Below are 23,120 nucleotides of genomic sequence, written 5' to 3' on the forward strand. Positions count from 1 at the left end.
AACAGCTACACCCTGTGCAGCATCACGGGGTGGTTGCCATAGGCATCCACACTCTCGATCTGCACGCCAAAGCCCCACAGGCGTGCTACATGCTTGAGCACCTCCAGTGTGTCATCGGCCAGGGGGCGGCCCTGGTATTGGGTGTGGCGCAGGGTCAGGCTGCGGTCACCGCGCAGGTTCACGTTCCAGACCTGGATGTTGGGCTCGCGCGTGCCCAGGTCGTACTGCTGTGACAGGGTCTGGCGCAAGGCCCGGTAGCCGTCTTCGTCGTGGATGGCGCTGACCTCCAGCTCGGGCCGGGCGGCGTCGTCGTGGATGGCAAACAGGCGCATCTCGCGCATGAGGTGGGGGCTGAGGAACTGGCCCACAAAGCTCTCGTCCTTGAAGTTGCGCATGGCGTGGTCGAGCGCAGGCAGCCAGGGCGTGCCCGCCAGGTCGGGGAACCAGCGCCGGTCTTCCTCGGTGGGGTGCTGGCAGATGCGCTGCAGGTCGCGGTACAACGAAAAGCCCAGCGCATAGGGGTTGATGCCGCTGTACCCGCGGTGCCCGGCCGGGGGCTGGAACACCACGTTGGTGTGCGAGCCCAGCCATTCGAGCATGACGCCATCGGTCAGGTAGCCCTCGTCGTACAAGGTGTTGAGCAGGGTGTAATGCCAGAAGGTGGCCCAGCCCTCGTTCATGACCTGCGTCTGGCGCTGCGGGTAGAAGTACTGCGCGATCTTGCGCACGATGCGCACCACCTCGCGCTGCCAGGGCTCCAGCAGGGGGGCGTTCTTTTCGATGAAGTACAGGATGTTTTCCTGCGGCTCGGCCGGGAAGCGCTCGGCCTGCAGGGCCAGTGGCTCCTTGCCGGGGCGCACAGGCAGGGTGCGCCACAGCTCGTTGACCTGCTGCTGCGCGTAGGCTTCGCGCTGTGCGCGCTCCTGGCGCTCCCGTGCCAGGCTCTTCTTGGAAGGACGGCGGTAGCGGTCCACCCCGAAGTTGGACAGCGCGTGGCAAGAGTCCAGGAACTGCTCCACCGTCTCCAGCCCATGGCGCTCCTCGCACTGGGCGATGAAGTCCTTGGCATAGACCAGGTAGTCGATGATGCTGGACGCGTCTGTCCACATGCGGAACAGGTAATTGCCCTTGAAGAAGCTGTTGTGCCCATAGGCCGCATGGGCGATCACCAGCGCCTGCATGGCAGTGGTGTTTTCTTCCATGAGGTAACTGATGCAGGGGTTGGAGTTGATGACGATTTCATACGCCAGCCCCATGTGCCCGCGCCGGTAGCGCCGCTCGGTGGCCAGAAACTCCTTGCCGTAGCTCCAGTGCCGGTAGTTCACGGGCATGCCCACGCTGGAATACGCGTCCATCATCTGCTCGGCAGTGATGATCTCCAGTTGGTTGGGGTAGGTGTCCAGCCCGAAGCGCTCGGCCGTGGCGGCAATGGCGCTGTGGTAGCGCTCGATCAGCTCAAACGTCCAGTCACTGGGGTCGGGCAGCGGCTGCATGGGGCGTTGCCCTGGGGGCAACGGCGCCTCAGGCACCCCGCGGTGGCGGCGCTCGCCCACGGTGGCAGCCTTCCAGGGGTTGTCGCCCAGGCGGCGCTCCAGCACGGGGTATTGGGTCATGTTCATACCTGCACCCCTTCTTTCTTGAAGAGGTCACGGAAGACCGGGTAGATCTCGCTCGGGTCGGACACCTTGCGCATGGCAAAGTGGGCAAACCAGGGGAGCAACTGGCTGTATTCATCCCAGAGGTTCTGCTCTTCCTCGGCCACCTGCACGTAGGCAAAGTAGCGCACCAGCGGCAGGATCTTTTCAGCCAGCAGGTTGCGGCAGTTGCCGCTGTCGTTGCTGAAGTTGTCGCCGTCGCTGGCCTGGGCGACGTAGATGTTCCAGTCCTCTAAGGGATAGCGCGCACGGATGATCTGCTCCAGCAGCACCAGCGCGCTGCTCACCACCGTGCCACCGCTCTCCGTCGAGTGGAAGAACTGATCTTCATTCACCTCGGCAGCCTGGGTGTGGTGGCGAATAAAGACGATGTCGATCTTGTCGTAGTGCCGGGTGAGGAACAGGTACAGCAGGATGAAAAACCGTTTGGCCAGGTCCTTGCGCGCCTGGTCCATGGAGCCGGACACGTCCATCACGCAAAACATCACGGCCTGGCTGTTGGGCACGGGCACCCTGGCGCGTGCCCGAAAGCGCAGGTCGATGGGGTCCAGGTACGGCACCTTGCCGATGCGCTCGCGCAGCTGGAGGATCTTGCATTGCAACTGGGCTACGGCCTCGCTGGTGCCGTCGTCCTGCGCCAGCAGGGCATCAAGCTCGTCCTGCAGCGCCTGCAGTTCGCGCTGCGGTGCGTTGGTCAGCGCAATGCGCCTGCCCAGCGCGCCGCGCATGGTGCGCACCACAGCCAGGTTGTTGGGCGTACCGTCCTGGCTGTAGCCCGCGCGGCGGCTCTTCCACTGCGGGTTGTCGCCAATGTGGGTGCGCAGCAGGTGCGGCAGGGCCAGGTCTTCAAAGAAGAGCTGCATGAACTCTTCCTTGGTCAGCGTGAAGGTGAAGTCGTCCTCTCCCTCGCCGCTGTCGCTGGCCTGCGAGCCGCTGCCCTGTCCGCCCTGCGGGCGCTGGATGCGGTCGCCGCGCACATGGTCGGTGTTGCCAGGGTGCACCGTGTCGCGGATACCGCCCTGGCCATGGTGGAAGACCGGTTCACTGATGTCCTTGCGGGGGATGGTGATGCTCTCCGCACCCTCGATGTTGCGGATGTCGCGCTGCGAGACGGCGCGTCGCACAGCGTCGGCGATCTGCTCCTTGTAGCGACGAACAAAGCGCTCGCGGTTGCCCACCGACTTGTTCTTGCCTGCGAGCCTGCGGTCGATGATTTGGAGTGCCATGCGTCAGCCCCCGAACGAACCAGCCCCCCAGCCACGGCACGGGCGCGACCCCAGCGCGGGCAGCCGCGCAAGGGCCGCCAAGCCGCAGCAAAGGCGGCACTTCGCTGGCGTGCGCTGGCTGCGTCCCCCTTCCCACGCGCAGCGTGAGAGAAATGGGAAGGCGCGAAGCGACTCAGGGGGTTGTTTCATATCAGCTACTTTTGCGCACACGCAGGTACCACTCACACAACAGCCGCACCTGCTTGGGCGTATAGCCCTTGGCCACCATGCGGGTAACGAAGTCCTCGTGCTTCTTGGCCTCCTCGGCACTGGCCTTGGCGTTGAAGCTGATGACCGGGAGCAGTTCCTCGGTGTTGGAGAACATCTTCTTCTCGATCACCAGGCGCAGCTTTTCGTAGCTGGTCCAGCTCGGGTTCTTGCCCTGGTTGTTGGCGCGGGCGCGCAAAACGAAGTTGACGATCTCGTTGCGGAAGTCCTTGGGGTTGGCGATGCCCGCGGGCTTCTCGATCTTCTCCAGCTCCGCGTTGAGCGCGCCCCGGTCGAACACCTCGCCGGTATCGGTGTCGCGGTACTCGTTGTCCTGGATCCAATAGTCCGCGTAGGTCACGTAGCGGTCGAAGATGTTCTGGCCGTACTCGCTGTAGCTCTCCAGGTAGGCGGTCTGGATCTCCTTGCCGATGAACTCGGCGTAGCGTGGCGAGAGGTATTCCTTGATGTAGCCGGTGTACTTGGTCTCCAGCTCGGCCGGGAACTGCTCGCGCTCGATCTGCTGCTCCAGCACATACATCAGGTGCACCGGGTTGGCCGCCACCTCGGCGCTGTCGAAGTTGAACACCTTGGACAGGATCTTGAACGCGAAGCGGGTGGAAATGCCGGTCATGCCCTCGTCCACGCCCGCGTAGTCGCGGTATTCCTGGTAGCTCTTGGCGCGCGGGTCGGTGTCTTTCAGGCTCTCGCCGTCATAGACCTGCATCTTGCTGAAGATGCTGGAGTTCTCGGGCTCCTTCAGCCGCGTGAGGATGGCGAACTGCGCCATCATCTTGAGCGTGCCCGGCGCACACACCGCGTTGCCCAGCGAGGATTCGCGGATCAGCTTTTCGTAGATGCGCGTTTCCTCGCTCACGCGCAGACAGTACGGCACCTTGACGATGTAGATGCGGTCCAGGAATGCCTCGTTGTTCTTGTTGTTGCGGAAGGCCTTCCACTCGCTTTCGTTGCTGTGCGCCAGCACCACGCCGTCGAACGGGATGGCGCCAAAGCCCTCGGTGCCCTTGTAGTTGCCCTCCTGCGTGGCGGTGAGCAGCGGGTGCAGCACCTTGATGGGCGCCTTGAACATCTCCACAAACTCCAGCAGGCCCTGGTTGGCCAGGCACAGGCCGCCGCTGTAGCTGTAGGCGTCGGTGTCGTCCTGTGCAAAGCTCTCGAGCTTGCGGATGTCCACCTTGCCCACCAGGCTGGAGATGTCCTGGTTGTTCTCGTCACCGGGCTCGGTCTTGGCAATGCCCACCTGCTTCAAGATGCTGGGGTAGCGCTTGACCACGCGGAACTGGCGGATGTCGCCGCCATATTCCTCCAGGCGCTTGACCGCCCAGGGCGAGAGCACGCGCTGCAGGTAGCGGCGCGGAATACCGAACTGCTCTTCGAGCACCGGGCCGTCCTCTACCGCATCGAACAGCCCGAGCGGAGATTCGTTCACCGGCGAGCCCTTGAGCGCATAGAACGGCACCTTCTGCATCAGGTACTTGAGCCGCTCGGCAATCGAGCTCTTGCCGCCGCCCACGGGCCCCAGCAGGTAGAGGATCTGCTTGCGCTCCTCCAGCCCCTGCGCAGCATGGCGGAAGAAGCTCACCACCTGCTCGATGGAGTCTTCCATGCCGTAGAACTCGGCAAAGGCCGGGTAGCGCTTGATGACCTTGTTGGCAAAGATGCGCGACAGGCGCGGGTCGTTGCGCGTGTCCACCATCTCGGGCTCGCCAATGGCGGCCAACATGCGCTGGGCGGCCGTGGCGTAGGCCATGGAATCACGCTTGCACTCGGCGAGGTACTCGTCGATCGACATTTCCTCTTCACGCGAACGGGCGTAGCGTGCGGTGAAACTGCTGATGGCATCCATAGTGGCCTCCTGTGACAGCACGCTCTGATGGACTCAGACCACGCCGCAAAGTTGCAAAGCATCGGGCTATCGGCTTGAGGCCGTTGTAGCACCATGCTGTGGCTTTGAACAGGGTAATTGGGGGTGCTGGCAACGCAATTTTTCAGGCCTTCACCCACAGGACCGGAACACGGCATACTGCACGTTTGCCCCCGACAGAGCCGCGCATGCGGCCGCCACGGTCGGGCTCGGTCAGACTGCGGCACGCGTGGTGCCGCAGCCTCTCAGCGCTTGCCGACCGGACGCTTCTTGCCTAGCGGTTTGCCCTGGATGCCTGCACGCGGCGGCAGGCCGGTGTGCTGGGTCAGGATTTGGCCCGGCTCGGGCTGTGCTGGCTGGCGGTTGAGCGGGTCCGGTCGCATGGTCGGAATGACGATGTACTTGGCCTTGTCCTGCTTGCCACCACACTTGCCCACCGCGGGTTGGTAGGTGGGGATCAGGTGGTGCTTGCCGTTGCCGATCAGGTCGGCGCGGCCCATGGCCTTGAGGGCCTCGCGCAACAGCGGCCAATTGGCCGGGTCGTGGTAGCGCAGAAAGGCCTTGTGCAGGCGGCGCCGCTTCTCGCCGCGCACCACGTCCACGCGCTCGGCCCGCTCGTCGCGGTGGATGCCCTTGAGCGTGTTGAGGTTTGTGTGGTACATGGCCGTGGCCGAGGCCATGGGGCTGGGGTAGAAGGTTTGCACCTGGTCGGCGCGAAAGCCGTTCTTCTTGAGCCAGATCGCGAGGTTCATCATGTCCTCGTCGCTGGTGCCGGGGTGGGCCGCGATGAAGTACGGAATGAGGAACTGCTTCTTGCCCGCCTCGGCGGTGAATTTCTCGAACAGCGTCTTGAATCGGTCGTAGTTGCCGATGCCGGGCTTCATCATCTTGGTCAGCGGGCCGGCCTCGGTGTGCTCGGGCGCGATCTTGAGGTAGCCGCCCACATGGTGCTGCACCAGTTCCTTGATGTACTCGGGCGACTCCAGCGCCAGGTCGTAGCGCAGGCCCGAGCCGATGAGGATTTTCTTCACGCCCTTGATGGCGCGGCCGCGCCGGTAGATCTTGATGAGCGGGTCGTGGTTGGTGGTGAGGTTCTGGCAGATGCCGGGATAGACGCAACTGGGCTTGCGGCAGGCGGCCTCGATCTCGGGCGTGCGGCAGCCCAGGCGGTACATGTTGGCCGTGGGGCCGCCCAGGTCGGAGATGGTGCCGGTAAAGCCTTGCACCTTGTCGCGCACGTCCTCGATCTCGCGGATGATGGACTCTTCCGAACGGCTCTGGATGATGCGCCCCTCGTGCTCGGTGATGGAGCAGAAGGTGCAGCCGCCGAAGCAGCCGCGCATGATGTTGATGGAGAAGCGGATCATCTCCCACGCGGGGATCTTGGTCGCGCCGTCGTGGCGGCCGTTCTCGTCGGCGTAGCGCGGGTGCGGGCTGCGCGCGTAGGGCAGGTCGAAGATGAAGTCCATCTCCGGCGTGGTCAGCGGCACGGGCGGCGGGTTGATCCACACATCACGCGCCGTGCTGCCCTCGCCGTGCGCCTGCACCAGTGCACGGGCGTTGCCGGGGTTGGTCTCCAGGTGCAGCACACGGCTGGCATGAGCGTAGAGCACCGCGTCGCTGCGCACCTGCTCGTAGCTGGGAAGGCGAATGACGGTGCGCTCCTGCGGCGGGCGCTTGCGCTTGGCTTCCAGGGCCGGGTTGGGCACAAAAGTCAGCGGCTTGGTGTTGCCTTCCAGTCCTGATTTTTCAGAGCCATTTTGGCCTGCAACGCCCGCTGGTAAAGCGCCATCAGCTATCGAAACAGTAGTACTCTGCGCGCCACAGCTGCCCCCCTGGCTGGCGGCCTGCTCGCTGGTGGTCTGGTAGGGGTTGATGTGGGCCTCCACCGGGCCGGGCTGGTCCACCTCGGTCGAATCCAGCTCGAACCAGCCCTCGGTGCTGGGGTCGCCCGGGCGGCGGATGAAGGCCGTGCCGCGCACGTCGGTGATGCGATCCACCGGCTCGCGGCGCGCCAGGCGGTGGGCAATCTCGATGAGCGCGCGCTCGGCGTTGCCGTACAGCAGCAGGTCGCATTTGGCGTCCACCACCATGGAGCGGCGCACCTTGTCGCTCCAGTAGTCGTAATGCGCGATGCGGCGCAACGACCCCTCCATGCCGCCCAGCACGATAGGCACGTCCTTGAAGGCCTCGCGGCAGCGCTGGCTATAGACAATGGCCGCGCGATCCGGGCGGCGCCCGGCCTCGGCGCCGGGGGTGTAGGCGTCGTCGCTGCGGATCTTGCGGTCGGCCGTGTAGCGGTTGATCATGGAATCCATGTTCCCCGCCGTCACGCCCCAGAACAGGTTGGGCTTGCCCAGCGCCTTGAAGGCCTCGGCGCTCTGCCAGTCCGGCTGCGAAATGATGCCCACCCGAAACCCCTGCGACTCCAGCACGCGCCCAATCACGGCCATGCCGAAGCTGGGATGGTCCACGTAGGCATCGCCCGTCACCAGCACCACGTCGCAGCTGTCCCAGCCCAGTTGCTCCATCTCCGCCCGGCTCATGGGCAAGAACGGCGCCACACCAAAGCGCTTGGCCCAGTAGGGCTTGTAGCTGGTGATCGGCTTGGCCGCGCGCGGGAAGAAAGAGACGTCAACGTAGGCGTTCATGGGGGTGCGGCCATCTGACGGGCCAGTCGGGGGGTGCAAGATTTTACGAGGGCAACCCAATCACCTGTAGATCAAGGGGCTACAGGGCGCCTGCCAGAACCGGCAACCGCACTGCTATGCTGGCGCGGTCCCTGCTGCAACGCCGCTCCCCATGAAACGTCTTTCCCAGTACTTTTTCCGTGGGCTCATCGCCTTTCTGCCGGTGGCGCTGACTGTCTATGTGCTCATCCTCTTTGTTACCTGGGCCGAGCGCTCGGCCATGGCGCTGCTGAGGCCGGTGACGGGGGACTTCTACCTTCCGGGGCTGGGCATCGCCCTGGGCGCCCTGCTGATCCTGGGGCTGGGCGTGCTGATCTCGCTGCCCAGTGCCCCGCGCATGCTTTCATGGGTGGAACTGCCGTTCACCAACCTGCCAGTGGTCAAGAGCATCTATTCGTCGTTGAAGAACTTCGCCGACTACTTCGCGCCGCATGCGCAGGACACCCAGCAGGTGGTGCTGCTCACCATGCCCGGCTCGGAGCTGAGCACCGTCGGCCTGATCACGCGCCAGAGCATGCAAGGCCTGCCCCAAGGCATCAGCGCGCTGGACGACCGCGTCGCGGTGTACCTGCCCATGGGCTACATGATCGGTGGTTACACGGTGTTTGTTCCACGCAGCTGGACGACGCCGCTGGACATGTCCGTGGAAGAAGCCATGCGCATGGCCTTGATCGCGTTCATGGCATCGGGCAAGGGCAAGGTGGAGTGACCAAGGCACACACTGTCGCGTCCATGCCGCCCTGGTAAGGTCAGGAACCGCGTCGCCCCCGGTACTGCCCCGGCCCGACCCCCTGCCACTGCTTGAAGGCATGGTGGAAGGCCGATGGCTCCTGGTAGCCCAGCAGGTAGCCCACCTCGGTGATGGGCATGTCCGAATGGGCCAGGTAGTGGCAGGCCAGTTCGTGGCGTGTGGCGTCCAGCAGGGTCTGGTAGGCCACGCCCGCGTCCATCAGGCGGCGCTGCAGGGTGCGGGTGGACAGGTGCAGGTCATCGGCCACATCAGCCAGTTTGACGGCGCCCTGCCCCAGCCGGGCCGAGATGCGCTGGCGCACCTGGGCCACGATGCCGGTGTCGCGCGGGTGGCGCGCCTGCAGCAGTTCGTCGGCATGGTTTTGCAGCAGCGGCAGCAGGGCCTTGTTGGCCTGGGGAATGGGCAGGTCCAGCAGCACGGCGGGAAAGATGGCGCGGTGCGCCGCACCACCCCAGCGCAACTGCGCGCTGCTGGCCTGGGCAATCGCCTGTGCCGTAGCCTCGTCGCGCGTGTGGGCAAACTCCAGCACAAAGCCGCCGATGGGCTGGCCCACCAGCCATTGCGCGCAGGTCTGGATGCCCGCGAACACCGACTCGGCCAGTGCGGCAGCAGCCGGGTGGTCTGACCAGTGGTTGGCCCAGGCGTACTCCACGGTGTCACCCTGGCGCGCGAAGGACGAGCGCCCCAGGTCGTGCACCAGCGACTCGAAGCGCAGCACCTGCGCCAGCGCCTCGCCCAGCGTTGGGCAGGCCAGCAGCAGGATGCCATTGACGCCGTAGGTGGTGGGCTTGACACTGCTGCCGAGGCGCCAGCCAAAGCCCGGCCCCGCGTGCGCCAGCGCCTGCTGCAGCAGGGCGAGGTAGGTGGCGACGGGCATGTCGTCCTCGCCCGGCGCGTCGTGGCCCAGGGCTTGCGCCAGGGCGGCGGCGGGAACGCCCTCGGCGCGCGCAGCGTCCCACAGCGTGCGCGCATAGGGGGCCACGACCCGGGGCGCGGGCGTGTTTGGCGTGATGGAACAATCGGTTGGCGGCATTGCGAAATGGCAAACGGGCGCCCGATTCCTACAGTAGCGCCGATTGTTGGGAGTATGTCATGCGACGCTGGAACGGCTGGGGCGACGACGCCACCGCGATGAACCTGGGCGAAGGCGCCCGTGCCATGTTGGCCGAACGGCTCGGCCCGGGCCACCCTGGGCAGGACGCGCGGCGCGAAGATCTGCTGGCGCGCATCCCGCCCTCGCGCCTGCCCGAACACCCCTTGATCGACCGCAGCCCCGAGGCGCGCCTCCCCGTGGCCTGGGGCGAGAGCTATGCCGACTGGATCCGCAAGCGCCTGGGCCACCTGCCGCCGGTGCCCGATGGCGTGGCCTTCGTGGAATCAGGCGAACAGGTGCGCACCCTGCTGGACCTGGCGCACGCGCAGCGCTGGGTGGTGATTCCGTTTGCGGGCGGCACCAGCGTGTCGGGCCACCTGGACTGCCCCGCGGGCGAGCGGCCCGTGCTCTCCCTGCACCTGGGGCGCCTGAACCGCCTGCTGCACCTGGACCGAACCAGCCAGCTCGCCACCTTTGGTGCAGGCACACCGGGGCCGCTGGTGGAGTCGCAACTGCGCGCCCAGGGCTACACGCTGGGGCATTTTCCGCAGTCGTTCGAATACTCCACCGTGGGCGGCTGGGTGGTCACGCGCTCCAGCGGCCAGCAGTCCCTGCGCTACGGGCGCATCGAGCAGCTTTTTGCCGGTGGCCGCATGGAGACGCCGGTGGGCACGCTCGCCCTGCCCACCCTGCCCGCCTCCAGCGCCGGGCCGGACCTGCGCGAGATCGTGCTCGGCTCCGAAGGGCGCTTTGGCGTGCTGACCGAGGCCACCGTGCGCGTGTCGCCCCTGCCGGGGCACGAAAGCTTTCACGCCCTCTTCCTGCCCGACTGGGACGCCGCCGAGGCCGCCGTGCGCGCGCTGGTACAAGAGCGCCTGCCGCTGTCCATGCTGCGGCTGTCCAACGGCATCGAAACCGAGACCAACCTGCGCCTGGCAGGCCATGAGCGCCAGATCGCGCTGCTGGAGCGCTACCTGGGCTGGCGCGGCTGCGGCCAGGGCAAATGCCTGCTGACCCTGGGCGTGACCGCCGCCCCCGCCACCGCGCGCCACGCCCTGCGCGCCGCGCGCAAGCTGCTGGCGCGGCATGGCGCGGTGTACATCGGCCCGGCCCTGGGCAGCAAATGGGCGGCCAACCGCTTCAAGGGCCCCTACCTGCGCAACACCCTGTGGGAGCTGGGCTACAGCGTGGACACCATCGAGACCGCCGTGGACTGGCCCCGGGTCAAGCCGCTGATGCTGGCCATGGAACAGGCCGCGCGCGATGCCTTCGCGCCCTTCGGCACGCCCGTGCACGCCTTCACCCACCTCTCGCACCTGTACCCGCAGGGCAGCAGCATCTATGCGCAATACGTCTGGCCCACGGCACCGGGCGGCTTTGCGCCCAACTTTGCGCGCTGGCAGGCGCTCAAAAAAGCCGTGGCCGCACAGATTGCCGCGCACGGTGGCACCGTGAGCCACCAGCACGGCGTGGGGCGCGACCATGCCGCGCACCTGGCACAGGAGAAAGGCCCGCTGGGCATGGCAACGCTGGCCGGGCTGTGCCGCCAGTTCGACCCGCACGGCATCATGAACCCCGGCAAGCTCCTGCAGGATGGCGGGCCATGGAGGGACTGAACGGCGCACTCCCCCCCGGCGCATTCCCGCCGCGCGTCCAGGCACTGGCACGGCTCCCAGCGCAGGAATGGGACCTGGCCGTCATTGGCGGCGGCATCACCGGCGCCGGCGTGGCGCAGCAGGCCGCGGCCCAGGGCTGGCGCGTGCTGCTGGTGGAGCAGCGCGACTTTGCCTGGGGCACGTCGAGCCGCTCATCCAAACTGGTGCACGGCGGGCTGCGCTACCTGAAGGAAGGCGACCTCAAGACCACCCTGCATTCGGTGCGCGAACGCAATCGCCTGCTGCGCGAGGCACCCGGCCTGGTGGAGCCGCAGAGCTTTCTGTTTGCCGACTGCGCGGGCCGCAAACCCAGTCGCTGGCTCATGCAGACCGGCCTGGTGGTGTACGACTGGATGGCCGGAAACCGCCGCTCGCGGGGCGGCCACTTCCACGCCGACCTGGCCGCCACGCAGATGCTTGCGCCCGGCCTGGCACCTCCCGGCCTGCGCGGCGCGCTCGTCTTCCAGGACGCCAAGACCGACGACGCCCGCCTGGTGCTGCGCGTGCTGCAGGAGGCGCGGCGGCAGGGCGCCACCACCCTCAACTACATGGCGGCGAGCGGATTGCGGCTCGAACAAGGTCGCGTGGCGGGCCTGGAGCTGCAGGATGCCCTGGAGGGGCAGCGCTACACCGTGCGCGCGCGCTGCGTGGTCAACGCCACCGGCGCCTGGGCCGACCGGCTGCGCACCGGCACGGGCGCCCGGCCCCTGCTGCGCCCGCTGCGCGGCAGCCACCTGGTCGTGCCCTTCTGGCGCCTGCCAGTGGCGCAGAGCATCAGCTTCATGCACCCGCAGGACGGGCGGCCGGTCTTCCTCTACCCCTGGGAGGGCGCGACGCTCATCGGCACCACCGACCTGGACCACCGCGAGCCGCTCGACGCCGAGGCGAGCATTACCCAGGCCGAAGTGGACTATCTGCTGGACGCCGTGAACGACCAGTTCCCCGCCACGCACCTGCGCCCGGCGGACGTGGTCGCCTGCTACGCGGGCGTGCGCCCGGTGCTCGACGACGGCCAGCAGGATGCCTCCAAGGCCACGCGCGACCATGTGGTGCGCGACGAAGCGGGCCTCATCACGCTGACCGGCGGCAAACTGACCACCTTCCGCCTCATGGCGCAGGACGCGCTGGCCCTGGCCGCGCCGCATGTGGGCCAGCCGTTTGCGCGCAGCGATGCGCCCTTGTTCACCCCCGCCAGCCCGCTGGACCCACGCTGGAGCCCCGCCGTGCGCCAGCGCCTGCAGGCGCGCTACGGAAGCCTGGCCGCCAACCTGTGCGCCAGTGCAAACAGCGACGACCTGGAGTGCATTCCCGGCACGCAGACGCTCTGGATCGAGCTGCCCCTGGCCGCCCGCCACGAGGCCGTGGAGCACCTGGACGACCTGCTGCTGCGCCGCACTCGGCTGGGCATTCTGCTGCCGCAAGGCGCACTGGAACACCTGCCGCGCATCCGCGCGCTGTGCGCACCGCACCTGGGCTGGAGCGATGCGCACTGGGAGGCGGAAATCGCCCGCTACCGCGCACTGGTGCACACCCACTATCAGCCGCCGAATTTAGAAAAAATTGGCCTCTAACGCTTATCCATATTGCGCAAGCAGCTATCAAAACAATAGCACATTCCAGGAGACGCCATGACCCAGCCCTATCTGCTGGCCATAGACAACGGCACCCAGAGCGTGCGCGCCCTGCTGTTCGATCTGCACGGCAACCTGGTGGACAAGGCACAGGTGCCCATCACCACCTACCAGTCGCCCCAGCCCGGCTGGATGGAGAACGACCCCGAGGCCTTCTGGCAAACGCTGTGCCAGGCCTGTCAGCGCCTGTGGGCCAGCACGGCGGTGCCCAAGGAGGCGATTGCCGGCGTGGTCGTCACCACGCAGCGCGGCACTACGGTGTCGCTGGGGGCCGACGGGCAGCCGCTGCGCCCCTCCATGATCTGGCTGGACCAGCGCCGCGCCGAGCTGGCCCCGCGCCTGCCCTGGTGGTGGGAGGCGGCCTTTGCCACCATCGGCATGCGCGACACGGTGCGCCACTTCCAGCGCGAGGCCGAGGCCAACTGGATTGCCCAGCACCAACCCGACCTCTGGGCGCGCACCGACAAGTTTTTGCTGCTCTCGGGCTACCTGCACTGGCGCCTGGCGGGGCGCATGGTCGATTCGGTGGCCTCGCAGGTCGGCTACGTGCCCTTTGATTACAAAAAAGGCCGCTGGGCGCCGCCGCACGACTGGAAGTGGCACGCCCTGCCCGTGCGCCCGTCCATGCTGCCCGAGCTGGTGCAACCGGGCACGGTGATCGGCACCATCACGCCCCAGGCTGCGCAGGACACCGGCATCCCCGCCGGCCTGCCCATCGTGGCGGGCGCGGCCGACAAAGCCTGCGAGGTCATCGGCGCGGGCTGCCTCACGCCCGAGATCGCCTGCCTGTCCTACGGCACGGCCGCAACCATCAACACCACCACGCCGCGCTACCTGGAGGCCACGCCCTTCATCCCGCCCTACCAGGCGGCGGTGCCGGGGCACTACAACACCGAGGTACAGATCACGCGCGGCTTCTGGATGGTGAGCTGGTTCAAGGAGCAGTTTGGCCAGCACGAGGAGCGGCTGGCGCGAGAGCGCGGCGTGCCGCCCGAGAGCCTGTTCGACGAGTTGGTGAACGCCGTGCCGCCGGGCGCGCAGGGCCTGATGCTGCAGCCCTTCTGGAACCCCGGCATCAAGGTGCCCGGCCCCGAGGCCAAGGGCGCCGTCATCGGCTTTGGCGACGTGCACACGCGCGCCCACCTGTACCGCGCCATCCTCGAAGGCCTGGCCTACGCACTGCGCGAGGCCAAGGAGCGCATCGAAAAGCGCGGCGGCGCGGCCATCGAGCGCGTGCGCGTCTCGGGCGGCGGCTCGCAGAGCGACGCAGCCATGCAGATCACCGCCAACATCTTCAACCTGCCCTGCGAGCGCCCGCACCTGTACGAGACCAGCGGCCTGGGCGCGGCCATCATCGCCAGCGTGGGCCTGGGGCTGCATGCCGACTTTGCCACCGCCGTGCGCGCGATGACGCGCATCGGCCAGGTCTTTTTGCCCGAGCCCGAGCATGCCCGCACCTACGAGCAGCTCTACCGCCGCGTCTATTGCCGCATGTATGAAAGGTTACAGCCCCTGTACCGGGACATCCGCGCCATCACCGGCTACCCTTCACACGATTGACCTTTGCCCCAAAACACCCTGTTGCCATGAAACGCCTGCTTGTCACCGCCCTGCTCACCCTCAGTGCCACCAGCCCCGCCTGGGCCTGGAGCAACCACGCCCTGGCCAGCTACCGCGCGTTTGAAGGCATGCCCCAGGTTGAGCAGGCCACACCCGTGGCGGCCGAGCCGCTCGAAGCGTTCCTGGCGGCACAGGCCCAGCCCATCGCACAGCTATTGACCGAACAGGACACCTGGGCCCAGCAACACATCGCCACCTACCCGCCGTTGCCCGCGGCGCTGCGTTTCGACCCCGCCGTGGCCGCCCAGGGGCCGCAGGCCCTGCGCAAAGCCTTTCTGACGGCGCTGCGCATCTCGCCCCAAAGCCGGTTTGCGCTCTACGTGCAGCCCGACCCCTGGGCCGCGCCGCCGCAGGCCGAACGCATGGCGCACGACCTCGTCAGCGCCCTGCCCGCGCGCGACAAGGACGGCGGCGGCCACCACTTCGTGGCGCTGCGCGCAGGCGAGATGGTGGCGCCCCTGGCCGTGCTGGCATCGGCCAGCGACGAGCCCGATTACGGCATGGACCTGAACCTGTGGGAAGACAGCCCCTCCGACTGGGGCCCAGGCTACGGCTTCGGCAAGATTCCCTTCGGCAACCCCAACCTGGACTTCTCCACCCAGGCGCCCTTTCACATGGGCTACTACCACGAGGCTCCGGTCATCTACATGGCGGCGGGCTTTCTCAAGCGCACCTACCCGATGCTGCGCATCCACCAGTACGCAGGGCTGTCGGAACTGGCCTTTCGCACCGGGCACCCCTATTGGGGCTGGCGCTTTGCCGGGCTGGCGCTGCACTACCTGCAGGACCTGACCCAGCCCTACCATGCCAGCCTGGCGCCGGGATTCTCGTCCGCGCGGCTCATCGGCATCAACCTGCTGGCCATGCTGGGCATGCCCGGCGCCAAGAACGACATGGTCATCCTGCTGTCCAACCGCCACTTCGTGCTGGAACGCTATGAGAGCCAGATGATCCAGGCCAGCGCCCAGGCCCGCCAGAGCGGCAGCGTGGACCAAGCGCTGCGCGACACCAGCACCGACGCGAGCCATCCCGCCTGGAGCGAAACCTACGCCCGCGACACCGTCTCCCAGCAGGCCCACGCCCTGGGCCCCACCGTGACCGAGCAAATGCTGGCCAGCGTGCAGCCCGGCTACGTCAACGACCCCAGCTTCGACTTTGGCGTACACGCCAAGGCTATCGACCTGGTGGCCGAAGTCGCCAGCCAGGGCGAAGCGCAGCGCCAGGTGCTGGAGTCCACCATCGCCACGCTGATGCGAAACTTTGGCGCGCACAGCCGCAACATGGTGCGCGGCATCCTGGCCAGCACTGACACACGCTGATCGCCATGCCGTAGTGGGGGTAAGCTACTGCCCCCATGCCCCACACCCTGGCCGCCCCCGCGCACAGCGAACTCATCATCAAGAAAAGCCGCTTCATCGGCTGCGTGCAACCCATGCCCGACCGCGCCAGCGCCCAGGCGCATGTCGATGCGCTGTGGAAAGAACACCCCGGCGCCGCCCACATCTGCTGGGCGCTGCTCGCGGGCGGTCAGTCTGCCGCCGTGGACGACGGCGAACCCGGCGGCACCGCCGGCCGCCCCATGCTCGACGTGCTGCGCCACCAGGACCTCGAAGGCGTGCTGGCCACCGTGGTGCGGTACTTTGGCGGCGTCAAACTCGGCGCGGGCGGCCTGGTGCGCGCCTACACCGACACCGTGGCCCAGGCCCTGCTCACCGCCACCAAGGTGCCGCTGCAACGCATGACCCACCTGCAATGCCTCGTGCCCTACGCCCTGGAAGGCCTGCTGCGCCGCGAGATCGACGCCGCCCATGCCGAGCTGCTGGAGGTGCAACACGGCCAGCTCGTCACCCTTCACCTGCGCCTGCCCGCAGCCCAGGCCGCTGCCTTTGTGCAGCGCATCAACGACCAGGGCCAGGGCCGCGTGGGCTGGCAAGACGCCCCCGGCATTGCCGCCTGAGCGATTTCACTTCAGAAAAGCGGGCCGTCTGCCGATACCCAGGTGTTGCACCCCTGGAGCCCTGCCATGGACGTCGCCCTCTCCAACACCATCATCCAAACCGCCACCCACCTGGCCAGCGCCAAGCAGTCGGACGCCGTCAACATCGCCATGCTGAAAAAAGCGCTGGACATGCAGGAAACCGCCGCCGCCACCATGCTCGACACCATGGTGCAGTCCATGCCCCAGCCCCAGCTTGCCACCTCGGGCACGCTGGGCACGCAGGTCAATACCTTTGCCTGAGGTTCATCGCTGCCCATTCCACTCTTGGTTGGGCACGGCGTCGCCATAGCTCCACACACCGGCAAAGCCGGAAAAATCAGGATTGAAGCGGAACACCATGCGACCCTCGCCATTGGTCTGGGTCCAGCGCCCCGTCAGCGTATTGCCGCTCAGCGTGCCCTCTACGCGCCCACCCTTGTGGGTATAGGTGCCGGTCACGCGGTTGCCGTTGCGCTGCATGGTCAGCGTGCCAAACGTTGACTGGTAGGGGCCGAATGTGTCGGGCACACCGCCTGGTGCAGGATCTGGGCGGGGCGCGGGCGGTGGAGCCGGACGCGAAACCGGCGGAGGTGACGGTGGCGCCACCACCGAATCGCCCCCCCCATCCGAACCCTCCAGATCCATGCACACGGCGCCACAGGCCTGTGTTTCGCCACCATCAGGGTCTTTGGCCAGCAGCCACCACGACGATTTTGGATTCCCGCCCACAGCGCAGTAGCTGTTGAAGCCCCCGCTGTGCACATACGACAGTGCGCAGAAGCTGTGGCGGCCCATATCCACCCGCTTCTCACCGCAGGCATGGCACTCTGCGTTGTACGAGGTCACACGCGGTGCGGCGGACACGCCTCCCGCCCACAGAGCCAAAGCCATCAAAGACATAGATCGCAGCATGAAAAGCCCTTCCTGAAACAAGCCGCAATCCAGTCTATCAACGGGCTGCCGGCTCAGAAAGCAAAAGGTACAAGTGTCTTGATCAAAAGCAGCAGAGTGTTAGTATTACGAACGTAATAACATTCTGAAGCGTTGCCATGCACACCCTCAAACTTACACAGATCGGTAATTCTGTGGGCGCAGTGTTTCCGCGCGAACTGCTCAACCAGTTGCAACTGGACAAGGGCGACCTGCTCTACGTGACCAACTCCCCCGACGGCCTGCGAATGACCAAGCACAACCCCGAGTTCGCGCAGCAAATGGAGGCCGCACGCCAGATCATGAAAAACCGCCGTGCCGTGCTGCACGAGCTGGCCAAGTGAGCGCCTGGGTCTGGATCCAGCGCGAAGTCATCGTTGCGATCCATGAAATGCAACTGGCCGAACACGGCGGCCTGGAGGGCGTGCGCGATGCCGGCCTGCTCGACTCCGCCATGGGCCGCCCTCAAAACCTTGCCGCGTATGAAGCCCCCGACGCTGCCGCACTGGCCGCCGCCTACGGCTGGGGTATCTCGCGCAACCATCCATTCATCGACGGCAACAAACGCACCGGCTTCGTGGCCACCGAGCTATTTTTGAGCCTGAACGGCTTTGAACTCACCGCCACCGATGCCGACTGCGTGATCACCATGCTCAACGTCGCCGCAGGCGAGCTTTCCGAAGAAGCCTTTGCCGCCTGGCTGCGCCAGCACTGCGCAGCGCGCGGCTGACGGCACAGCGGCCTGTGGTGCCCCGCTATCATCCAGCGCATGGGAGAGAGCACCACCAACACCGACGCTGCCACCACCGCAGCGCATGCCTTCATCGCCCGCTGGAGCGGCAGCACCGCCAGTGAACTGGCCAGCGCGCAGAGCTTTGTGATCGACCTGTGCGAGCTGCTGGGTGTGGACAAGCCCCACCCCACGCCAGAGCAAAGCTACATGTTCGAGCGGCCCATCACCTTTGCGCATGGCGACGGCAGCACCAGCCCTGGGCGCATTGACTGCTACCGGCGCGGCCACTTTGTGCTGGAGGCCAAAAAGTTCAAGGCCCCCACCCACACCAAAGGCTTTGACGACGGCCTGCTGCGCGCCCGCAGCCAGGCCGAGGGCTACGCCCGCGCCCTGCCCGCCACCGAAGGCCGACCGCCCTTTGTGCTGGTGGTGGACGTGGGCAACGTCATCGAGGTCTATGCCGAATTCAGCCAGAGCGGCGCCACCTACACCCCCTACCCCGACCCGCGCAGCCACCGCCTGCTGCTGGCCGACCTGGCCCGGCCCGAAGTGCGCGAGCGCCTGCGCCGCATCTGGTGCGACCCCGACAGCCTGAACCCCGCACGCATCAGCGCCCAGGTCACGCGCGACGTGGCCGCGCTGCTGGCCCGCCTGTCGCAATCGCTCGAAGCCAGCCTGGGTTTGATGCCAAATATGGCTCCAGCGCCCGGTACACAAGCGCAAGCAGCTCCTGAAATCGTAGCAGCCTACCTCACCCGCTGCCTGTTCTCCATGTTTGCCGAAGACGTGGAACTGCTGCCCAAAGGCGCCTTCCAGGGCCTGCTGCAAACCCACCGGGGCGACCCCGTGGCACTGCAACACATGCTGCGCATTTTGTGGGCCGACATGGACCGGGGCGGCTTTTGCGCCGCGCTGGCCAAGAACGTGCTGCACTTCAACGGCAAACTCTTCAAGGGCGCAGAGCACGCGCACTACAGCCTGCTGCTCAGCGCAGAGCAAATCGACCTTCTCATCCAAGCCGCCCGCGCCAACTGGCGCGAAGTGGAACCCGCCATCTTCGGCACCCTGCTCGAACGCGCCCTGGACCCCACCGAACGCCACGCCCTGGGCGCGCACTACACGCCCCGCGCCTACGTGGAGCGCCTGGTGCAACCCACCGTGATCGCCCCACTGCGCCAGGAATGGGAATACGCCCGCGCCGCCGCCCTGGTGCTGGCCCGCGAAGCCGCCGAGCTGGAAGGCAAGGCCCAGCAAGCCAAGCTCGAAGCCGCCCGCGCCGAAGTGCTGCGCTTTCACCACCGCCTGTGCACCGTGCGCGTGCTGGACCCCGCCTGCGGCAGCGCCAACTTCCTGTACGTCACGCTGGAACACCTCAAGCGCCTGGAGGGCGAAGTCATCAACCAACTGCAGGAGCTGGGCACCACCCACGAACACCTGCAGGGCCGCCTGGGCTTTGAAGGCGAAACCGTGACGCTGCAGCAACTGCGCGGCATCGAACTGAACGAACGCGCCGCCGCCCTGGCCGAGCTGGTGCTCTGGATTGGCTACCTGCAATGGCACATCCGCACCCGCGGCCATGCCAGCGTGGCCACGCCCGTGGTGCACAACTACGGCAACATCGAATGCCGCGACGCCTTGCTCGCCTGGGACGCGCAGGAACTGGCGTATGACGACGCGGGCCGCCTGCTCAGCCGCTGGGACGGCCGCACCTTCAAAACCCACCCCGTGACGGGCGAACAGGTGCCCGACGAAGCCGCCCAGGTGCCGCAGTGGCGCTACGTGGGCGCCCGGCAGGCGCAGTGGCCGCAGGCGGATTTCATTGTGGGGAACCCGCCTTATTTGGGCGCTCGAACAATTCGACAGTCGCTTGGTGCTGGGTACTTGGACGCTCTGCGCAAAGCGCACTCAGACGTGCCCGAAAACGCTGATTTCGTAATGTATTGGTGGAACAAGGCAGCCGCCTTGGTCGCATCACAGCAGTGTCGGCAGTTTGGACTGATCACCACAAACAGTCTTCGCCAATCGTTTAACCGTGTGGTTCTTGAGAAATTCCTCGACAAAGGACTGAGCCTTACCTTTGCCATCCCCGACCACCCGTGGGTGGATAGCTCCAACGGCGCAGCTGTCAGGGTTGCACTCAGTGTTGGACGATCAGGTAAGCATGATGGAACGCTAGGTTTGGTCACTGCTGAGGAAGCACTTGCTGAAGGTGAATTTGCTATTGAAGTCCAGGAGTCACTCGGACACATAACGCCAGGGTTGACGATTGGTATAGATGTAGCTGCGGCCCCGCCATTGGTAGCAAATAGGGGCATGAGTTGTGTCGGATATCAACTCACAGGAAAAGGGTTTGTTGTTGATGCTGGGCAGGCTCACGCGCTGGATCCGCAATTTGGAAATGCAAATGCTCGAATCACCCCCCTGCTAACTGGGCGAGACATCACTCAGGAGAATCGTGGCCTCTTCGCAATCGACAGTTTCGGGCTCAGTTCGGATGATCTGCGTACGCGCTACCCTGCGATCTACCAATGGCTATTTGATCGGGTGAAACCTGAGCGCGATACCAATAGCGACAGGCTGATAAAAGCCAACTGGTGGCTGTATGCGCGAACACGAGATGAATTTCGACTGGCCTTGAATGGGTGCAACAAAGCCATCGCGACATCACTCACCGCAAAACATCGGACTTTTGTTTTTGTCCCCGCCAATGCCGTCTGCGATAGCACTACGGTCATGTTTGCTTTGCCAAGCGCCTTCCATCTTGGAATTCTCAGCAGCAAAGTTCACGTGGAATGGTCATTGGCATCCAATAATCGCCTCGGCGTTGGTAATGATCCTCGCTACATCAAAACCGTTTGCTTTGAGAACTTCCCCTTCCCCGACGAAGACACCGGCCTGACCCCGCAGCTCCGCGAGCGCATCGCCCAGCTGGCCGAGCAGATCGACGCCCACCGCAAGCGCGTGCTCGCCCCCGAATCCGGCAACACCGGCCTCACCCTCACCGGCCTCTACAACGTGCTGACCGCCCTGCGCGAAGGCCGGGCGCTCACGACCAAAGAGAAAACCCAGCACGCCCAGGGCCTGGTGGGCGTACTGCGCGAACTGCACGACGAGTTGGACGCCGCCGTTCTGCAAGCCTACGGCCTGGGCGCCCAGGCCAGCACCGACGACATCCTGGCCCACCTGGTGCAACTCAACACCCAGCGTGCCCAGGAGGAAGCCCAGGGCCGCGTGCGCTGGCTGCGGCCCGACTTTCAAAATCCGCAAAATTCGGTGCAAAAACAGGAGCTGCTACCGCAGGAGGATCAAGCGCTGGATGCCGATTTGGATGGTGAAAAACCACTATCAAAACCAGAGCAAACCAAACCCCAGCAACTCCCCTGGCCCGCCACCTTGCCCGAACAGGTGCGCGCCGTGGCCGCTGTGCTGGCCGCCAGCGCCGCGCCGCTGACCCTGCCCGCCATCGAGGCGCGCTTCAAGGGCCGGGGCCCCTGGAAGAAAGGCCTGCCCACGCTGCTGCAAACCCTGGAAGCCCTGGGCCGCGCGCAGCACGTACTTACGCCCCAGGGTACGGCCTGGCGCTGAGCGCAGCCAGCACCGCTTCAGGGCCCGGTACTTTCCTGCGGGCGCTGCGGCCCCAGCTTGAACACGCCGCTGGCGCGGGCGCAGGGCACGCCGTCGGCGGTGACCAGGCCTTGCGCAAAGACCATGGAGCGTGTGGCGCGCAGGAGCTGGGCCGTGCCCTCCAGCCAGCAGCCCAGGGGGGACGGGGCGAGGTAGTCGATCTGCAGGCTGATGGTGGGCAGAAAGCGGTCGGCCAGGGCGGCGTCCTGGTAGTGCACGGACAAAGGTAAAAGCATGTCGCAAAAGCTGGCCATCATGCCGCCGTGCAGGTTGCCCATGGGGTTGATGTGGCGCTCCTGCACGCGCATGCCGAATTTGACCACCTCCCCCTGGTGCAGCAGGTACAGCGGGCCGTTGATGTGCATGAAGTTGCCGCCCGCGGGAAAGGGCACAAAGCCGGGCGGAACGTCTGCCGCAGGGTGCGCGAGAGACTGGGCCATGGAATGCGCGGCGGTGAGCGTGGTGGGGGCGGTCATGCGCCGGTCTCCTGTTGTACGTCGTCTTGAAAACTGGCGCCCTGCAGCGCGGCGCTGTCGCTCAGGCCGGGGCCATAGACGCGGGCAAAGTCCTGCACCATGGCGTCCAGCGGCAGGTCGTCGAAGGTGCCGCGCTGGTGCACGTATTCCATGTGGCGCTGACCCGCGCGGTCGTAGGGGTGGTAGAGGGAGTCGGTGCGGCCATCAAACTCCAGCGGCAGCAGGCCAAAGCGCTCGCACAGCTCGATGTTGAAGGCCGGTGTGGCCTTGACCCAGCGCCCGCCCAGCCACAGGTCGGTGTAGCCGTGCCAGATGAACAGGTCGGTCTGCATGGTCTGGCGCATGCGCTCGGTGCTCAGGTGGTTGCGCACGTCGGCAAAGCCCAGCCGTGCCGGTATGCCCGCCGCGCGGCAGGCGGCGGTGAGCAGCACGGCCTTGGGCACGCACCAGCCGTGGCCCTGCGCGAGCACGGTGCTGGCGCGCATGCCGCTGGGCGAGAGGTCGATGCGGTAGGGGTCGTACCGAAAGCCGTCGCGCACTGCCAGGTACAGGGCCACGGCGCGTTCGCGCTCGTCCTGCCCCTGGGCGTGCTGCCAGGCAAAGGCCTGCACGGCGGGGTGGTCGCTGTCGATGCTGGGGGTGGGCTGCAGGTGCTGGGGGCGTGCGGGGCGGTGGGGCATGCCCGCACCTTAGCAAACCGCAGGCAACGGTGTTACATGCAGTTGCGCAAGGAATGTCGCATGGGTGACTGTGCGAATCACCGCAACCGGCCATGCAACAGGCGCGAGCGCTGCAGCGCCAGCAACTCCATCAAACCGCCTGCCAGCGCGGCGGCCAGAAGCAACAGGGGCCAAAGGCCACGCGAACGGGTGCGGCGGTGGTGGGCTTGCATGGTGCTCTCCAATCAGGGCGATGGGAACCGCCACC

Annotated in this window: 19 protein-coding genes; 10 read left to right on the plus strand and 9 right to left on the minus strand. The window is 66.3% G+C overall.

Annotated elements, in window-relative coordinates; translation table 11 throughout:
- Window positions 1-5: 5 nt before the first annotated feature.
- The 4 genes from MJ602_RS10285 to MJ602_RS10300 form a co-directional block, all read right to left on the minus strand.
- A complete protein-coding gene (locus tag MJ602_RS10285) occupies window positions 6-1,619 on the minus strand; it encodes a SpoVR family protein (protein ID WP_243020755.1) in 1,614 nt (537 codons plus the stop codon).
- Window positions 1,616-2,881, minus strand: coding sequence for a YeaH/YhbH family protein (locus tag MJ602_RS10290; protein WP_243020756.1), 1,266 nt, complete (start codon window positions 2,879-2,881; stop codon window positions 1,616-1,618). Before MJ602_RS10290 ends, MJ602_RS10285 begins: the two co-directional genes overlap by 4 nt.
- Window positions 2,882-3,071: 190 nt before the next feature.
- Complete coding sequence (locus MJ602_RS10295) at window positions 3,072-4,994, minus strand: PrkA family serine protein kinase (RefSeq protein WP_243020757.1); 1,923 nt, start codon at window positions 4,992-4,994, stop codon at window positions 3,072-3,074.
- A 263-nt stretch (window positions 4,995-5,257) separates the two neighbouring features.
- Window positions 5,258-7,663, minus strand: a complete 2,406-nt coding sequence (locus tag MJ602_RS10300) for a YgiQ family radical SAM protein (RefSeq protein WP_243020758.1) — start codon at window positions 7,661-7,663, stop codon at window positions 5,258-5,260.
- A 151-nt stretch (window positions 7,664-7,814) separates the two neighbouring features.
- Between MJ602_RS10300 and MJ602_RS10305 the strand changes: the two genes are divergently transcribed.
- Window positions 7,815-8,411, plus strand: a complete 597-nt coding sequence (locus MJ602_RS10305) for a DUF502 domain-containing protein (protein ID WP_243020759.1) — start codon at window positions 7,815-7,817, stop codon at window positions 8,409-8,411.
- A gap of 40 nt (window positions 8,412-8,451) precedes the next feature.
- Here the strand turns inward: MJ602_RS10305 and MJ602_RS10310 are convergent, their stop codons facing one another.
- Entirely contained in the window at window positions 8,452-9,486 is a 1,035-nt protein-coding gene (locus MJ602_RS10310) for an AraC family transcriptional regulator (protein ID WP_243020760.1), read from the minus strand.
- 59 nt (window positions 9,487-9,545) lie between these two features.
- On the opposite strand from MJ602_RS10310, the gene MJ602_RS10315 reads away from it, so the two are divergent.
- The 6 genes from MJ602_RS10315 (at window position 9,546) to MJ602_RS10340 (ending at window position 16,691) form a co-directional block, all read left to right on the plus strand.
- Entirely contained in the window at window positions 9,546-11,162 is a 1,617-nt protein-coding gene (locus MJ602_RS10315) for an FAD-binding oxidoreductase (RefSeq protein WP_243020761.1), read from the plus strand.
- Window positions 11,150-12,772, plus strand: coding sequence for a glycerol-3-phosphate dehydrogenase/oxidase (locus tag MJ602_RS10320; RefSeq protein ID WP_243020762.1), 1,623 nt, complete (start codon window positions 11,150-11,152; stop codon window positions 12,770-12,772). The genes MJ602_RS10315 and MJ602_RS10320 overlap by 13 nt, the downstream gene beginning before the upstream one ends.
- Window positions 12,773-12,829: 57 nt before the next feature.
- A complete protein-coding gene (locus MJ602_RS10325; protein WP_243020763.1) occupies window positions 12,830-14,392 on the plus strand; it encodes an FGGY-family carbohydrate kinase in 1,563 nt (520 codons plus the stop codon).
- A 26-nt stretch (window positions 14,393-14,418) separates the two neighbouring features.
- Window positions 14,419-15,771, plus strand: coding sequence for a phospholipase C/P1 nuclease family protein (locus tag MJ602_RS10330; RefSeq protein ID WP_243020764.1), 1,353 nt, complete (start codon window positions 14,419-14,421; stop codon window positions 15,769-15,771).
- A 35-nt stretch (window positions 15,772-15,806) separates the two neighbouring features.
- Window positions 15,807-16,409: an IMPACT family protein gene (locus MJ602_RS10335; RefSeq protein WP_162016041.1), complete on the plus strand. Its 603-nt coding sequence runs from the start codon at window positions 15,807-15,809 to the stop codon at window positions 16,407-16,409.
- A gap of 66 nt (window positions 16,410-16,475) precedes the next feature.
- Window positions 16,476-16,691 (plus strand): YjfB family protein, encoded by a 216-nt coding sequence (locus MJ602_RS10340; RefSeq protein WP_243020765.1) that lies wholly within the window; start codon window positions 16,476-16,478, stop codon window positions 16,689-16,691.
- 3 nt (window positions 16,692-16,694) lie between these two features.
- On the opposite strand, the gene MJ602_RS10345 is transcribed toward MJ602_RS10340, so the two are convergent.
- Complete coding sequence (locus MJ602_RS10345; RefSeq protein WP_243020766.1) at window positions 16,695-17,342, minus strand: hypothetical protein; 648 nt, start codon at window positions 17,340-17,342, stop codon at window positions 16,695-16,697.
- Window positions 17,343-17,479: 137 nt separating this feature from the next.
- On the opposite strand from MJ602_RS10345, the gene MJ602_RS10350 reads away from it, so the two are divergent.
- From MJ602_RS10350 to MJ602_RS10360, 3 genes are read left to right on the plus strand one after another with little or no spacing between them, the layout of a single operon-like run.
- Window positions 17,480-17,704, plus strand: coding sequence for an AbrB/MazE/SpoVT family DNA-binding domain-containing protein (locus MJ602_RS10350; RefSeq protein WP_243020767.1), 225 nt, complete (start codon window positions 17,480-17,482; stop codon window positions 17,702-17,704).
- On the plus strand, window positions 17,701-18,090 hold the full coding sequence (locus MJ602_RS10355) for a type II toxin-antitoxin system death-on-curing family toxin (RefSeq protein WP_341474754.1): 390 nt from the start codon (window positions 17,701-17,703) through the stop codon (window positions 18,088-18,090). Before MJ602_RS10350 ends, MJ602_RS10355 begins: the two co-directional genes overlap by 4 nt.
- A 39-nt stretch (window positions 18,091-18,129) precedes the next feature.
- The gene (locus MJ602_RS10360) at window positions 18,130-21,678 is read left to right on the plus strand and encodes a class I SAM-dependent DNA methyltransferase (RefSeq protein WP_243020768.1); all 3,549 of its coding nucleotides are present in this window, start codon (window positions 18,130-18,132) and stop codon (window positions 21,676-21,678) included.
- A 17-nt stretch (window positions 21,679-21,695) separates the two neighbouring features.
- Here MJ602_RS10360 and MJ602_RS10365 read toward each other — a convergent pair whose 3' ends face one another.
- The 3 genes from MJ602_RS10365 to MJ602_RS16745 form a co-directional block, all read right to left on the minus strand.
- Entirely contained in the window at window positions 21,696-22,193 is a 498-nt protein-coding gene (locus MJ602_RS10365; protein WP_243020769.1) for a PaaI family thioesterase, read from the minus strand.
- The gene (locus MJ602_RS10370; RefSeq protein WP_162016038.1) at window positions 22,190-22,873 is read right to left on the minus strand and encodes a transglutaminase-like domain-containing protein; all 684 of its coding nucleotides are present in this window, start codon (window positions 22,871-22,873) and stop codon (window positions 22,190-22,192) included. The genes MJ602_RS10365 and MJ602_RS10370 overlap by 4 nt, the downstream gene beginning before the upstream one ends.
- 77 nt (window positions 22,874-22,950) lie before the next feature.
- Window positions 22,951-23,085 (minus strand): hypothetical protein, encoded by a 135-nt coding sequence (locus MJ602_RS16745; protein WP_277950293.1) that lies wholly within the window; start codon window positions 23,083-23,085, stop codon window positions 22,951-22,953.
- Window positions 23,086-23,120 lie beyond the last annotated feature (35 nt).

It is taken from the genome of Simplicispira sedimenti, assembly GCF_022760965.1.
Classification (GTDB): Bacteria; Pseudomonadota; Gammaproteobacteria; order Burkholderiales; family Burkholderiaceae_C; genus Simplicispira; species Simplicispira sedimenti.